At 72.7% G+C, this 14,170-nt stretch carries 10 protein-coding genes; 9 read left to right on the top strand and 1 reads right to left on the bottom strand.

Annotation, left to right across the window (positions count from 1 at the left end; genetic code table 11):
* Positions 1–184 precede the first annotated feature (184 nt).
* The 3 genes from GGE06_RS36790 to GGE06_RS36780 all read left to right on the top strand — a co-directional run bounded on the left by GGE06_RS36790 (position 185) and on the right by GGE06_RS36780 (position 5,199).
* Positions 185–1,051 carry a D-alanyl-D-alanine carboxypeptidase family protein gene (locus tag GGE06_RS36790; protein ID WP_184932899.1) on the top strand — a complete coding sequence of 289 codons (867 nt, stop codon included), beginning with the start codon at positions 185–187 and terminating at the stop codon, positions 1,049–1,051.
* A 157-nt stretch (positions 1,052–1,208) separates the two neighbouring features.
* Positions 1,209–1,634, top strand: a complete 426-nt coding sequence (locus tag GGE06_RS42130; RefSeq protein WP_312883428.1) for a trypco2 family protein — start codon at positions 1,209–1,211, stop codon at positions 1,632–1,634.
* Positions 1,606–5,199 (top strand): tetratricopeptide repeat protein, encoded by a 3,594-nt coding sequence (locus GGE06_RS36780; protein ID WP_376773631.1) that lies wholly within the window; start codon positions 1,606–1,608, stop codon positions 5,197–5,199. The genes GGE06_RS42130 and GGE06_RS36780 overlap by 29 nt, the downstream gene beginning before the upstream one ends.
* A 10-nt stretch (positions 5,200–5,209) precedes the next feature.
* Here GGE06_RS36780 and GGE06_RS36775 read toward each other — a convergent pair whose 3' ends face one another.
* Positions 5,210–5,758, bottom strand: a complete 549-nt coding sequence (locus GGE06_RS36775) for a GNAT family N-acetyltransferase (RefSeq protein WP_116163497.1) — start codon at positions 5,756–5,758, stop codon at positions 5,210–5,212.
* Positions 5,759–5,901: 143 nt separating this feature from the next.
* Here GGE06_RS36775 and GGE06_RS36770 point away from each other — a divergent pair, with 143 nt between their 5' ends.
* The 6 genes from GGE06_RS36770 (at position 5,902) to bla (ending at position 14,158) form a co-directional block, all read left to right on the top strand.
* Positions 5,902–6,366, top strand: a complete 465-nt coding sequence (locus tag GGE06_RS36770) for a GNAT family N-acetyltransferase (protein ID WP_116163495.1) — start codon at positions 5,902–5,904, stop codon at positions 6,364–6,366.
* 362 nt (positions 6,367–6,728) lie between these two features.
* A complete protein-coding gene (locus GGE06_RS36765; RefSeq protein WP_116165716.1) occupies positions 6,729–6,980 on the top strand; it encodes a hypothetical protein in 252 nt (83 codons plus the stop codon).
* Positions 6,981–7,132: 152 nt separating this feature from the next.
* A complete protein-coding gene (locus GGE06_RS36760) occupies positions 7,133–7,939 on the top strand; it encodes an HlyD family efflux transporter periplasmic adaptor subunit (RefSeq protein ID WP_116163493.1) in 807 nt (268 codons plus the stop codon).
* A complete protein-coding gene (locus GGE06_RS36755; protein WP_312883427.1) occupies positions 7,936–10,194 on the top strand; it encodes an NHLP family bacteriocin export ABC transporter peptidase/permease/ATPase subunit in 2,259 nt (752 codons plus the stop codon). Before GGE06_RS36760 ends, GGE06_RS36755 begins: the two co-directional genes overlap by 4 nt.
* 1 nt (position 10,195) lies before the next feature.
* Entirely contained in the window at positions 10,196–13,132 is a 2,937-nt protein-coding gene (locus GGE06_RS36750) for an NHLP bacteriocin export ABC transporter permease/ATPase subunit (protein ID WP_116163491.1), read from the top strand.
* Between the two features lie 99 nt (positions 13,133–13,231).
* On the top strand, positions 13,232–14,158 hold the full coding sequence (bla, locus tag GGE06_RS36745; protein WP_312883426.1) for a class A beta-lactamase: 927 nt from the start codon (positions 13,232–13,234) through the stop codon (positions 14,156–14,158).
* Positions 14,159–14,170 lie beyond the last annotated feature (12 nt).

Here is a 14,170-nt window from a genome sequence, read left to right as displayed (position 1 = left end):
GTCTTCCCGGCCGGTCCCGGAGCGTGTCCGGACACGTTCCCGGACACGCTCCGGGAGCGTGTCCGGGAGCGCGAGAAAGATCACGGCCCCTTCGGTGCATCCTTGGAGCGCTTTCGTACGTCTCCCCTGGGAAGACGTCCATCTCTACCAAGGACAGAAGACTTTGCTGACTCCGACACTCGGCCTGCGCAGTGCCGTGACCGTCTCGCTGACGGCCTCGGCCGTGCTGGCCGGCGGCCTCTTCGCCGGCCAGGCGCAAGCCGCCACGCCCGTCCCGTCGATCACCGCACCGGGCGGGTTCGTCATGAACAACGGGACGGGTACGACCCTGTACGGGAAGGCCGCGGACACCCGCCGGTCGACCGGGTCCACCACGAAGATCATGACCGCGAAGGTCGTGCTCTCCCAGCCGAACCTCAACCTCGACGCCAAGGTCACGGTCCAGAAGGCCTACAGCGACTACATCGTCGCCAAGAACGCCTCCTCCGCCCGGCTCATCGTCGGGGACAAGGTGACCGTCCGACAGCTCCTCTACGGCCTCATGCTGCCGTCGGGCTGCGACGCCGCGTACGCGCTGGCCGACAAGTTCGGCACCGGCACCACGCGGGACGCCCGGGTCAAGTCGTTCATCGGGAAGATGAACGACGAGGCGCGGCGGCTCGGCCTGCGCAACACCCACTTCGACTCGTTCGACGGAATAGGGGGTGGGCAGAACTACTCGACTCCGCGTGATCTGACGAAGATCGCCAGCAGCGCGATGAAGAACTCCACGTTCCGCACCGTCGTCAAGACGAAGTCCACGCAGCAGAAGGTGACCACCAAGAGCGGTGGTTACCGGTACATGTCGTGGACCAACACGAACAAGCTCCTGAGCACGTACAGCGGTGCGATCGGCGTGAAGACCGGTTCGGGTCCGCAGGCCAAGTACTGCCTCGTCTTCGCCGCCACCCGTGGCACGAAGACGGTCATCGGCACGGTGCTCGCCTCGCCGTCCGAGGCGAACAGGGCGGCCGACGTCAAGAAGCTCCTGGACTACGGCTTCGCGAGGTAACCGTCCTGGGGTACGCCCCCGGCCGTCTCCCGTCTCCGGCGGGAGACAGCCGGGGGCTTCCGCGTTCCTGGAGGTGAACGGCTGCGGCGGGCGGGGGCGTTGGGACAGACTTCGGACCGGGGCGTCGGTGCCGGACGCCTGCGGACGAGGGGGAAGCGTGGACGAGGGGATCTCGCTGAGCGAGGCTCTCAGGGAGCTGCGTCAGGAGTTGTACGCCGCGCAGGTCGAAGGGGCTCGTGAGCAGTTCCGGTTCGAGGTCGAGCAGGCGGAGCTCACCCTTGAGGTGGAGTTCCGGCGGGACGCCGACGGCAAGGCGAAGGTCGAGGTCGGCGCTCTGGGCGCCAAGGTCGGCGGCGAGGCCGGTGGCGGTTTCGGCAGTACGCGGCGGCAGACGCTGACGCTCACCCTGCAGGTCCGCGACGAGGCCCTGGGCGGCGACCGGGCCAGGATCCGGCGGGGCGACGGGAGAGGCCTGGACAGCGGCCCGGCCGAAGGCTCGGACGGCTCTTCGGGCGTCCTTCCTGCGGAGCGGGGCTCTGATTCTGCCGGGGACGGTGCCGGGCTGCGGCCCTGGGAGGTGTGACGTGGACCCCCGGCGGCTGGTGTGGGTCCGTAGCTGCGGGGCGAGGGATGCGGAGTCCGGCTCCGGCTCCGGCTCTGGCTCCGGCTCCGGCTCCGGCTCCGGCTATCTCGTGGGGCCCCAGTTGGTCCTCACGGCCCTTCACGTCGTACTGGCCGATGGCCGCTGGGCCGGGCGCGTGGAGGCGCGGGTGGGTCACCCGCGGTTCGGGGACCTCGTACGGAGACCGGCGCAGGTGTGCTGGCCGGACCCCCGTGACGGCACGCCTCCCCCGGACGCCCTGGACATCGCGCTGCTCTGGCTCGACGAACCGGTGCCGACGGGCCCTGACCCGGTGCGGTGGGGCCGGCCCGGTGGCACCGCGCGGATCCCGTTCAAGGGAGCGGGCTTCCCCGCCTTCGCGGCCGACGCCGGAAGCCCCGCCCAGGTCGAGGACCTGCACGGCGACCTGTCGGTCGTCTCCACGTCCCTGGCCGGGTGGGTGCTCGACTGCGCGGTCTGGCCGGCCGCTCGCCTCGACGGGACTCGGCCGTGGGCGGGAGCGTCCGGCTCGGCGGTCTTCTGCGACGGGCGCCTCGTCGGGGTCGCGGTCGAGGACGACCGGCCCATGGGCTGGCGCCGTCTCCACGCCGTCCCCGTCCACGAGGCCCTCGGCCTGCCCGGCTTCGCCCGTCTCGTCACGCGGCACGGGCACCCCGGGACCACGACCGCGCTCGAGGACCTGCTCGGGGGCGGCGGGACGCCACCGGGCCCGAACGGGGTGGCGTGGCCCGTCGAGGTGGGCCCGGTGCCCACCCTCGCCTCCGCGTTCCAGCCCCGCGCTGCCCTGCGCGGCCTGATCGACACGGCCCGGTCGGACGGCGGGGCGGTGGTGCTCACCCAGGTGCTGTCCGGCGGCGGCGGGTTCGGCAAGACGCAGCTCGCCGCCGCCTGCGCCACCGACGCCCGCGAACAGGGTGTCGACCTGGTGGTGTGGGTGTCCGCGACCGAGGTGCAGCAGGTGATCACCCAGTACGCCCAGGTCGCCGCCGAGATCCGGCTGCCCGGCGCGACCGGCGACGACCCGGAGGGCGATGCCCGGGCCCTGCTGAAGTGGCTGGCCTCGACGGACCGGCGGTGGCTGGTGGTCCTCGACGACATCACCCGTCCCGACGCGCTCAACGGCTGGTGGCCCGTCAGCCGTACGGGAACGGGGTGGGTCCTGGCCACCACCCGGCTCAACGACGCACGCCTGACCGGAGGCGGCAGGACCCGCGTCGACATCGACGTCTACACCACGGACGAAGCCGACGCCTATCTGCGGGACCGTCTGCACGGCGACCGCATGGGCCACCTCCTCGACGACCGCGCCCCGGCGCTCGCCGAGGCCCTGGGGCACCTCCCGCTGGCCCTGGGCCTTGCGGCGGCCCACATGATCAACGAGGAACTCACCTGCACCGCGTACCTGCGGATCTTCGCCGACCGCCGGACACGGCTCGAGGACGCCCTGCCCGGTACGGCCGACACCGAGGGCTACGGCCGGCAGATCACCGTGGCGCTGCTGCTGTCCCTCGACGCCGCACGAGCCGCCGACACGACCGGCCTCGCCCTCCAGGCCCTGCGTCTGGCCGCCCTCCTGGACCCCGCGGGCCACCCTCACGCCCTGTGGGCCTCCGGGCCCCTGCTCCACCGTCTCACCCCGTACGACCCCGAGGTCACCCCCGTCCGAGCCCACTCGGTGCTGCGGCTGCTGCACCGCTACGCCCTGCTGACCTGTGACACCCGCGCCGAGCCCCGGGCGATCCGCATCCACGCCCTCACCGCCCGCGCGGTCCGGGAGAACACCCCGGAGGCCGACCTGGCGGGCCTCGTCGACACGGCTGCCGAGGCGCTTCTGCACGTCTGGCCCGACGTCGACCAGCCGCACCCGGACTTGGCCGCCGCGCTGCGCGCCAACACCGAGGCCCTCACCGACCACGGCGGGGACCGGCTCTGGGACTCCCCGGGAGGTCGGGTCATGTACCGCGCCGGCAAGAGCCTCCTCGACGCGGGCCTGGCCGACGCCGCCACCTCCTACTGGCAGCAGGTGACCGACACCGCCGAACGACTACGCGGCGACGACCACGTCGATACGTTCTCGGCCCGCAATTGCCTCGCCATCGCCCACCGGAACGCGGGCCTCATCGGTAAGGCCGTCACCATCGGAGAGCATGTGGTGGCCGCCGCTGAACGGGCTCTGGGGGACGACCATCCCGCTACGGTCAGCGCCCGCGCCAACCTGTCCACCTCCTACTGGCAGGCCGGACGCACCCGCGAGGCCGTCGCCCTCGGGGAGCGGGTGGTGGCTGACCAGGAGCGGATGCTCGGCCCTGACCACCCCGACACCCTCGGTTCCCTGGCCACTCTCGCCCCTGCCTACTATCAGGCCGGGCACACCTACGACGCCATCACCATCGGGGAGCGCATCCTGGCCGACGGCGGACGGGTGCTGGGCGACGACCACCCCAACCTGTTGACCGTCCGCGCCAACCTGGCCACCTGCTACCAGCGGGCAGGACGCACCGGAGAAGCGATCTCCTTGGGGGAGCAGGTGGTGGCGATTCGAGAGCGGGTACTCGGCCAGGACCACCCCGACACCCGCACTGCCCGCGCCAACCTCGCCACCGCCTACTGGCAGGCCGGGCGTACGGGCGAAGCCACGGCCATCGAGGAGCAGGTGGTGGCCGACAGCAAGCGGCTCCTGGGCCACGACCACCCCGACACCCTCCGCGCCTGGGGCAACCTGGCCGCCTCCTACCGGAACGGGGGGCGCGTGGGCGAGGCCATCGTCATCGAGGAGCAGGTGCTGTCGGACAGCCGACGGGTCCTCGGCGACGGCCACCCCGACACCCTCACCGCCAGAAGCAACCTCGGGATGTCCTACGGGCAGGCCGGACGCATCGACGAGACCATCGCCATAGAGGAGCAGGTGCTCTCAGACCGCCGGCGGCTCCTTGGTGACGACCATCCCCACACCGTCACCGCCCGCTCCAACCTCGCCGTCTCCTACTGGGAGACGGGACGCGTCGATGACGCGATCGTCCTCGGGGAGCAGGTGCTGGAGGACCGCGTTCGGCTCCTGGGCGACCTGCACCCGGACACCCTCACCACCCGCGTCAACCTCGCCTCCGCCTACCAGAAGGCGGGGCGCTTCGACGAGGCGATCGAGATCGGCGAGCAGGCGGCGACGCACCGCCGGCAGCTCCTCGGCGTCGACCACCCCGACACCCTCAACGCCCGATCCAACCTCGCCGTCTCCTACGCCGAGGGAGGACGCGTCGACGAAGCGATCGAGATCGGCGAGCAGGTGGCGACGGTCCGCGAACGGGTGCTGGGCGACGACCACCCCGACACCCTGACCACCCGCACGAACCTCGCCGTGTGCTACTCGCTGGCGGGGCGCACCGGCGAAGCCTTCCGCCTCTTGCAGAAGGTGGTGGCCGACCGTGAGCGGGTGCTGGGCGGCGACCACCCCCACACCGTCAGCGCCCGCGGCCACCTCGCGATCGTGCGGCGATACGTGCCGGACGACGACGCGCCGTCGGACTGACCTCACCGGCTCAACCCGACGGCGTGCCCTCCGACCACACCCCGAACCACTGCTCCGCGCCGTACTCCTCGAACCGCTCCACCTCGGTGAAGCCCAGCTTCGCCGCGAGGCGCACGGCGCGGGTGTTGGCGGTCTGGGTGGAGAGGACCACCGGCTCGCCGGGGTGTGCGCCGGCGAACCAGGTGAGTGCCGCCGCGCACGCCTCGGCGGCGTACCCACGTCCCCAGGCCTCCGGCAGGAACATATAACCGAGTTCGGCCTCTTCGGCTTCCGGACGGACGTGCCCCCGGCGGTCCGCGCCGCGCCGGTCCAGCGTGACCATGCCGATCATCGCTCCGTCGAGTTCGATCACGAAGAGGCGGGGGCGCCGCCCGGGCACCTCGGGCATCGCGCGGTCGACTTCGTCGCCGGGACGGTGGCCGCCGACGTAGGTGCCCACCTCCGGCGACGAGAAGAGTGCGACGAACGCCGCGCGGTCCCGGGCCTCGGACTCCCGGAGCACGAGCCGTTCGGTCTTCATCGGGGCGGGTGGCCAAGCGGCCGGGCCGAGCTGAGTCATGGTCCGGAACCTATCGCACGCCCGTGTGAGTACCCCCTGAAAAAGGCCGCCGTAGCGGCGCCCGGTCCGAACTCCGCAGGTCATCCCCTACGTGATCCACTTGGTCCGCACCGCAGGGAGCGGTGCGTGAGGAGCGTGAAGACATGTCCGACACCGCCGCCGTCTCGATCCGTCCGGTCCGGGAGGGCGACTTCGACCAGTGGCGCGCCCTGTACCGGGGCTACGCCGACTTCTACCGGGTCAAGCAGACCGAGGAGGCCGCGCGGCTCGTCTGGTCCTGGATCCACGACCCGGACCACGAGGTGGAGGGCCTCGTGGCCGAGGCCGCCGACGGGCGGCTCGTCGGACTCGCGCACTTCCGGCCCTTCGCGCGCCCGCTGTCCGCGACCGTCGGCGGCTGGCTCGACGACCTCTTCGTGGATCCGGCCGAGCGCGGCTCCGGTGTGGCGGACCTGCTGCTCGGGGCCCTGCGCGGGATCGGGGCCGAGCGCGGCTGGAGCGTCGTCCGCTGGATCACCGCCGACGACAACCACCGCGCCCGGTCCAAGTACGACCAGGTGGCCACGCGCACGATGTGGGTCACGTACGACATGGCCCCCGAGGCCTGAGTCCGGCCGGAGCGCCCCGGAGAGGGCGCCGCGCGCCTGCCGGAAACCTGCACAACGTGTGCGTGTCGAGGAGCGGCGCCTTCACCGTTCCCCGACAGCCAGGGGTCCTGGGCCGCCCGGACGGAACCCTTCTGTCCGTTTAAGTTCCTCGCGCGAGGCGGGGGCGCCGAATCCGTTACTCGGTTCCGAGGAGAAGGTGTCGCCATTCGGTGAATGTGGGTGCACGGCCGCTTCCCGCAGTGCAGAAACACCCGAGCGGAAGCGTCAACCGAATTTCTCCGGCCAGCCGTTCACGTGATTTGATCAATCCCGCTGCGGCCGCAGAAGACGGATTCCCCCCCCATGAACGAAGGGTGCGCATCATGCGTCACGACCTTGAGACCGCTGAGATCTCCGACGCCGACCTCGACGCCGTCTCCGGCGGTCTCGTCACCATCTCCGGCGGTCTCGTCGGCGCTGCGACCAGCGACGTCACCAACCTCCTCGGCACCGTCGGCTCCCTGCAGACGGTCCAGGGCGTCGAGGGCCTCGTCTCCGGCGTCCCGGGCCTGGCCTCCGGCATCACCGGCGTCTCGGTGAACACCGCGGGCGTCACCGGTATCGCCGGTATCTGATTCGGCAACCGAGTCACCATCTGATTCGGTATCCGACAGAGCACTGTCCGTGAACCCCGGAACCTCTCCGGTTCCGGGGTTCACGGACGCCCAAAAACGGCCTCGAAGACCCGACAGAAACAATCGATTGAATGCAGCCGAAGGAATAGTCCGTGCAGTTCCGCCGCAATGCGCTTTCCAAGCTGCAATCACCCGAAGAACTCGACGTCCCCGTGCGTTTCGCGCGCCCCCAGGGCCGTCTCGTGCTCGCCGTCACCGTCGTCGTCATGGCCGCCGCGGGCTTCTGGGCCCTCACCGGCACGGTGACGTCCAAGGTGAACGCGCCCGGCCTCCTCACCCACGCCGAGGGCACCTATCTGCTGCAGAGCCCGGTCGCCGGGCAGGTCACCGAGGTCCTCGCCGAGGAGGGGCGGCCCGTCGCCCCCGGCGCGCCGCTGCTGACCGTCCGCACGGAACAGGGCGACCGGCGCGTCCGTGCCGTGGCCGGCGGTCGCGTCACCACGCTGTACGCCAGGCTGGGTTCGGTCGTCACCACCGGCGCCGATGTGGCGACCGTCGAGCGCGTGACCGACCCGGACGCCCCGTTGAGGGCCGTCCTGTACCTGCCGGGGGACACCGCCGCCGCGCTCCGCGTGGGCGCCCCCGTCGACCTCGGCGTCCAGTCCGTCCCGCGCGACCGGTACGGCGTGCTCCGCGGCCGTGTCGCCGCCGTCGGCCGCACCCCGCAGACGCAGGCGCAACTCGGTGCCTTCCTCGGAGACGCCGGGCTCGCCGCGCGGTTCTCCCGCGCGGGCGATCCGGTCGCCGTCCTGGTGACCCTGGACCGCTCCCCCGCCACCGCCTCCGGATACGCCTGGTCGTCCTCGGACGGGCCGCCGCACGCCCCCGAGTCCGGCACGCCCGTCACCGGCGCCGTCCACCTGTCCGCGCAGCGCCCCGTCGACTGGCTGCTGCCGTGAGCGCGGCACGGGCGACCGCTCCCTCCCGGGCCCGGTCCACGGACCGCCGGCTCCCACCGGCGGGCCGGTCCCGACGCCGTACACCCGCCGCCAAGGGCCGACGGCCCCGTACCGTCCGTACCCCCACCGTGCTCCAGATGGAGGCGGTCGAGTGCGGCGCCGCCGCGCTCGCGATGGTCCTCGGGCACCACGGCAGGTTCGTCCCGCTGGAAGAGCTCCGGATCGCCTGCGGCGTCTCCCGTGACGGTTCCCGGGCCGGCAACCTCCTGAAGGCGGCGCGCGGTTACGGCCTCCAGGCCAAGGGCATGCAGATGGACCTGGCCGCGCTCACCGAGGTGACCGCTCCGGCCGTGCTCTTCTGGGAGTTCAACCACTACGTCGTGTACGAGGGCACGGGGCGCCGCCTCGGCCGGCCGGGGGTGTACATCAACGACCCCGGCAGCGGGCGCCGTTTCGTCCCCATGGACCAGTTCGACACCAGCTTCACCGGCATCGTGCTGACCTTCGAACCGGGCGCCGGCTTCCGTCGCGGCGGCACCCGGCCCGGTGTCCTCGCCGCCCTGCCCGCCCGGCTGCGCGGCACGTCGGGCACGATGGCCGCCGCGGTCGTCGCGAGCCTCCTCCTGGTGGCCGTCGGCGCGTGGGTGCCCGCCCTGAGCCGCACGTACATCGACATGTTCCTGATCGGGAACCAGACGTCCCTGCTCGGCGTGGTCTTCGCGGCGATGGCGACCGCCCTCGTCCTCACCGCGACCCTCACCGCCCTCCAGCAGGCCAATCTGCTGCGCGGGCGGATCATCGCCTCCACCCTGGGCAGCGCCCGTTTCCTGCGGCACCTGCTCCGGCTCCCGCTCGCCTTCTACGCCCAGCGGAACCCGGCCGACCTCGTCCAACGCCTGCAGACGAACGACGCCGTCGCCGAGACGCTGGCACGCGACCTGGCCGCGGCGGCCGTCGACGCCGTCGTCGTCCTGCTCTACGCCGTACTGCTCTGGGCGTACGACCCCCAACTCACCGTCGTCGGCGTGCTGATCGCCCTGCTCAACGTCGTCGCACTCCGGATCGTCGTCCACCTGCGGGCCACCGGCACGCAGAAGCTGCGCGCCGAGAGCGCCCGCCTCACCAACACCGCGTACAGCGGACTCCAGCTCATCGAGACGATGAAGGCGACCGGCGGCGAGGACGGCTTCTTCCGGCGCTGGGCCGGACAGCACGCCACCACCCTCGACGTGCAGCAGCGGCTCGGCGTGCCCAGCGCCTGGCTCGCGGTCGTCGCGCCCACCCTCGCCGCGCTCAACAGCGCGCTCATCCTCATGATCGGCGGCGTGCGGGCGGTGGAGGGGCACCTCACCGTCGGCCTGCTCGTCGCCTTCCAGGCCCTCGTGACCGGCTTCACCGCCCCGATCACCCGGCTCAACGGCGTGGCGGGCCGCGTCCAGGACTTCGCCGCCGACATCGCCCGCCTCCGTGACGTCGAGAACTTCCCCGTCGACCCGGTCCACACCCGGCGCGCCCCGGACGCCGCCACCCGCCGCCTCACCGGCCACGTCGAACTGGAGGGCGTCACCTTCGGCTACAGCCCGCTCGACGCCCCGCTGCTCAAGGACTTCCGGCTCACCGTCGGACCCGGGCAGCAGGTCGCCCTGGTCGGCGGCTCCGGCAGCGGCAAGTCCACCGTGTCACGGCTGATGTCCGGGCTCTACACGCCGTGGGAAGGTGCGATCCGCATCGACGGGATGCGCCTGGAGGACATCCCGCGCAGTGCCCTCGCCGCCTCCGTCTCCTTCGTCGACCAGGACGTCTTCCTCTTCGAGGGCACGGTCCGCGACAACGTGGCCCTCTGGGACCCGTCCGTCCCCGACGAGGCCGTCGTCGCCGCCCTCCAGGACGCCGCCGTGTACGACGAGGTGGCCCGCCGCCCCGGCGGGATCCGCAGCCGCGTCGAGCAGGACGGCCGCAACTTCTCCGGCGGCCAGCGACAGCGCCTGGAGATCGCCCGCGCGCTGGTGCGCCGCCCGAGCGTCCTGATCCTCGACGAGGTGACCAGCGCGCTCGACGCGGCGACCGAGCAGATCGTCATCGACAACCTGCGGCGTCGCGGCTGCGCCTGCGTGGTCATCGCCCACCGGCTGAGCACCGTGCGCGACAGCGACGAGATCGTCGTGCTCGACCGGGGCACGGTCGTGGAACGCGGGCGGCACGAGGAACTCCTCGCCGCGCGGGGCACGTACGCCGGTCTGGTCAAGGAGCACTGAGGTGAACGTCCCCCATCCGCCCACCGGCCGGCACGACGGCCTCGCCCCGGCCCCGGTCGCCCCGGACCCGGTCGTCGCCGCCCTCGGCGCCCTCGGCACCGCGGTCGACTGCGCCGGCCTGCGCAGCTTCGCCCTGGAAGGCCCGCACGTCCTCTGGCTCGTCGTCGGGGGCGGGCTCGACCTGTTCGCCGTCGACGCGGCGCGGCTCGGCCCCTGGCACTTCCTGGGCCGCCTCGAACCGGGCACGCTGCTGCTCGGCCCGGTCGACGGGCCGACGCACACCCTGATCGGCCGTCCCGCACAGGGCTGCCTGCTGCGCCGCGTCGAGCTGCGCGAACTGCCGTACGCGGTCGGCCAGTCGTACGGGCAGGAGGTGTCCAGCGGCGGCCAGTGGTACGAGGATCAGTGGTACGGGGACCAGAGCGCCCCGCTCAGCCCCCTGGAGCACGCCTTCAGCCTCGGCATCGGCCGCGGGCTGCGCGTCCTGTACCAGGCGGTCCTGGACGGCAGCCCCGGCGACGCCCCCGGTGCGGCCGACGACGACGTCCTCTGGATGCGGATCACCCCCGGCAGCATCGCGTACGGAGCCGCCTACGCGACGAGCCACCAGGGCTACGCGGCGTACGACGGCTACGAGACGTACGACAGTGGCCATGGCGCCGGGACCCTTCTCGTCGACCCCGCGACCTGGCAGGGCATGGTCGACCAGCAGTACCGGCTGCTGTACGCCCTGGACGACCGGATCGAGCAGCTCGAACGCGACCACGAGGACCGCGCGGCCGCCGGGATCGAGGCCGGGCACGCCGCCCGTACGCGCGCCGACCACACGCTGCTCGCCTCCATCGGCCGCTCCGGCGGCGTCCCCCGGGACCGTGCCGACGACGCGACCTACGCCGTGTGCCAGGCCGTCGCCCACGACGCGCGCATCGCCCTCGCCGAGCCCGGCGGCATGGCCCCGGACCCCGGACACCCCGACCCCGTCGAACGCATCGCGCTCGCCTCCCGGATCCGCACCCGGGGCGTCCGGCTCGGCGACCGGTGGTGGCGCGAGGACAGCGGGCCCCTGGTGGGCCACCGCGCGAAGGACGGGACGCCCGTCGCGCTGCTGTGGCGACGTGGCCGGTACACGGCCTTCGACCCCGCCACCGGTGAGCGGGAGCGCGTCGGCCGGAGCGGCGCCGCCGCGTTCGCGCCGCGCGCCGTCATGTTCTACCGGCCGCTGCCCGACCGCCCCCTCGGCCTGCTGCGGCTGCTCCGGTTCAGCGCCCGGGGCACGCGGGCGGAGCTCCGCGACCTGCTCCTCGGGGGGCTCGTCGCGGTTGCCCTCGGCGCCCTCGTGCCCGTCGCCACCGGCAAGGTGCTCGGCGCGTACGTACCGGCGGCGGAGACCGGGCTCATCGTCCAGGCCGGCTTCGCGATCATCGCGACCAGCATCGTGTCGGCCGCCTTCATGCTGCTGCAGAACACCGCGATCCTCCGTATGGAGGGCCGCATCGAGGCCACGCTCCAGCCGGCCGTCTGGGACCGGCTGCTTCGCCTGCCGACGACGTTCTTCGCCGGGCGGTCCACCGGTGAACTGGCCAGTGCGGCCATGGGCATCAGCGCCATCCGCCAGGTCCTGTCCGGCATCGGCCCGGTGGTCGTCCAGGCGGGCACCGTCGGCACGGTGAACCTGGTGCTGCTCCTCGTCTACAGCGTGCCCCTGGCCCTCGTCGCGCTCGCCCTGCTGCTCGCCACCGCCGTGGTCTTCCTGGGCCTGGGCCTCTGGCAGCTGCGGTACCAGCGACAGCTGATCCGGCTCGGCAACAAGCTGAACAACCAGGCCTTCCAGACCCTGCGCGGACTGCCCAAACTGCGCGTCGCGGCGGCCGAGAGCTTCGCGTACGCCGCGTGGGCGGGGCAGTTCGCGCGGACCCGGGAGCTGCACCGGCGCATCGGGAGGATCAAGAACGTCCTCGCGGTCCTCGGCGCGGTCTGTCTGCCGCTGTGCACGCTCGTGATGTTCGCGCTCCTGGCCGGCCCGGCCCGGGGCACCCTGTCCGCGAGCGAGTTCCTCACCTTCAGCACCAGCGTCACGATGATGCTGTCCTCGGTGACGCAGCTGACCGGCGCGCTCCTCTCGGCGGCCGCCGTACAGCCCATGTTCGAACAGATCAGGCCGGTGTTCCGGGAGACACCCGAAGTCCGCGCCTCCAGCGCCCCGCCGGGTGAGCTGACCGGGGCGATCGAGGCCGAGAACCTGTCCTACCGCTACGCCGAGGACGGCCCGCTCGTCCTCGACGGGGTCAGTCTCCGGGTGCGGCCGGGCGAGTTCGTCGCGATCGTCGGGGCCAGCGGGTGCGGCAAGTCCACGCTCCTGCGGCTGCTCATCGGCTTCGACCGGCCGTCCTCCGGCACCGTGCGGTACGACGGTCAGGACCTCGCGGCCCTCGACCAGGCGGCGGTGCGCCGCCAGTGCGGTGTCGTCCTCCAGAACGCCCAGCCGTTCTCCGGTTCCGTCCTCGACTGCATCCGGGGCGCCGGATCGTATCCGCTGGAGGACGCGTGGGCCGCCGCCGCGATGGCGGGCCTGGCGGAGGACGTCAAGGCGATGCCCATGGGCATGCACACGATGCTGTCGGACGGCGGAGGCACCGTCTCGGGCGGTCAGCGCCAGCGGCTGATGATCGCTCAGGCGCTCATCCGCAGGCCTCGTGTCCTCTTCTTCGACGAGGCGACGAGCGCTCTCGACAACGAGGCGCAGCGGACGGTGATCGAGTCGACCCGCGCGCTGAACGCGACCCGTGTCGTGATCGCCCACCGCCTGTCCACCATCATGGACGCGGACCGGGTGATCGCCCTGGCGGACGGCCGCGTCGTCCAGGAGGGCACGCCTGCCGAGCTCCTCGCGGACACGACCGGGCTCTTCCATGAGCTGGTCCGGCGCCAACTGGGCTGACGCGTCTGTTCCCTGTGCCGCGCCGGTCCGCGTGGCTGAGGCGGCCGGGGCGTCGGGCGGTGTACACGTACGACAGTGATCACTGCGGAAGGGAACACCGTGCACGCCGACGTACCCGACCTGTCCCGCCGTTCCGCGCTGGCCCTGGGTGCCGGTACGGCGCTCACGGCCGCGCTCGCCGTGGGCGACGGCACCGCGCAGGCCTCGCCGGAGACCGGAGGCGTCGTCGCGCGGCTGCGGCGGCTGGAGCGCGAACACAGCGCACGGCTCGGCGTGTTCGCGCGCGACATGCGCTCGGGCAGGACCGTGGCGTACCGGGCGAACGAGCGCTTCCCCATGGCCTCGGTGTTCAAGACGCTCGCCGTCGCGGCCGTGCTGCGGGACCTCGACCACGACGGGGAGTTCCTCGCCCGGCGCCTCCGCTACACGACGGCGTACGTCGAGAGGTCGGGCTACTCGCCGATCACCGGGCGCGCCGAGAACGTCGCGGGCGGCATGACCGTCTCCGCCCTCTGCGACGCCGCGCTCCGCTTCAGCGACAACACCGCCGCCAACCTGCTCCTCGGGGAGCTGGGCGGCCCCACCGCCCTCACCCGCTTCTGCCGCTCGATCGGGGACCGCGTCACCCGGCTCGACCGGTGGGAGCCCGAGCTCAACTCGGCGGAGCCCTGGCGGGTCACCGACACCACCTCGCCGTACGCCATCGGCGTCGGCTGCGCGCGTCTCGTGCTCGGTGACGCGCTGGAGCGCCACGACCGGGAGCGGCTCACCGGCTGGCTGCTCCGCAACACGACCAGCGCCGAGCGGTTCCGGCGCGGGCTGCCCGCCGACTGGCTCCTGGCCGACAAGACCGGATCGGGGCGCCACGGCGGCGCCGACGACGTGGGCGTGGCCTGGCGGCCGGACGGCACGCCGATCGTCCTCGCGGTCCTCACCACCAAGGCCGAGGAGGACGCCCCCGCCGACGATCCGCTGGTGGCCGGGACGGCTGCCCTGCTGGCCGGGGAGCTCGGCACCGATGTCTGATTCGTTCAAGCG

The sequence above is a fragment of the Streptomyces nymphaeiformis genome, from assembly GCF_014203895.1.
GTDB lineage: Bacteria > Actinomycetota > Actinomycetes > Streptomycetales > Streptomycetaceae > Streptomyces > Streptomyces nymphaeiformis.
Note: the sequence above shows the minus strand (reverse complement) of the source record. Positions and strands in the feature narration are given on the sequence as shown.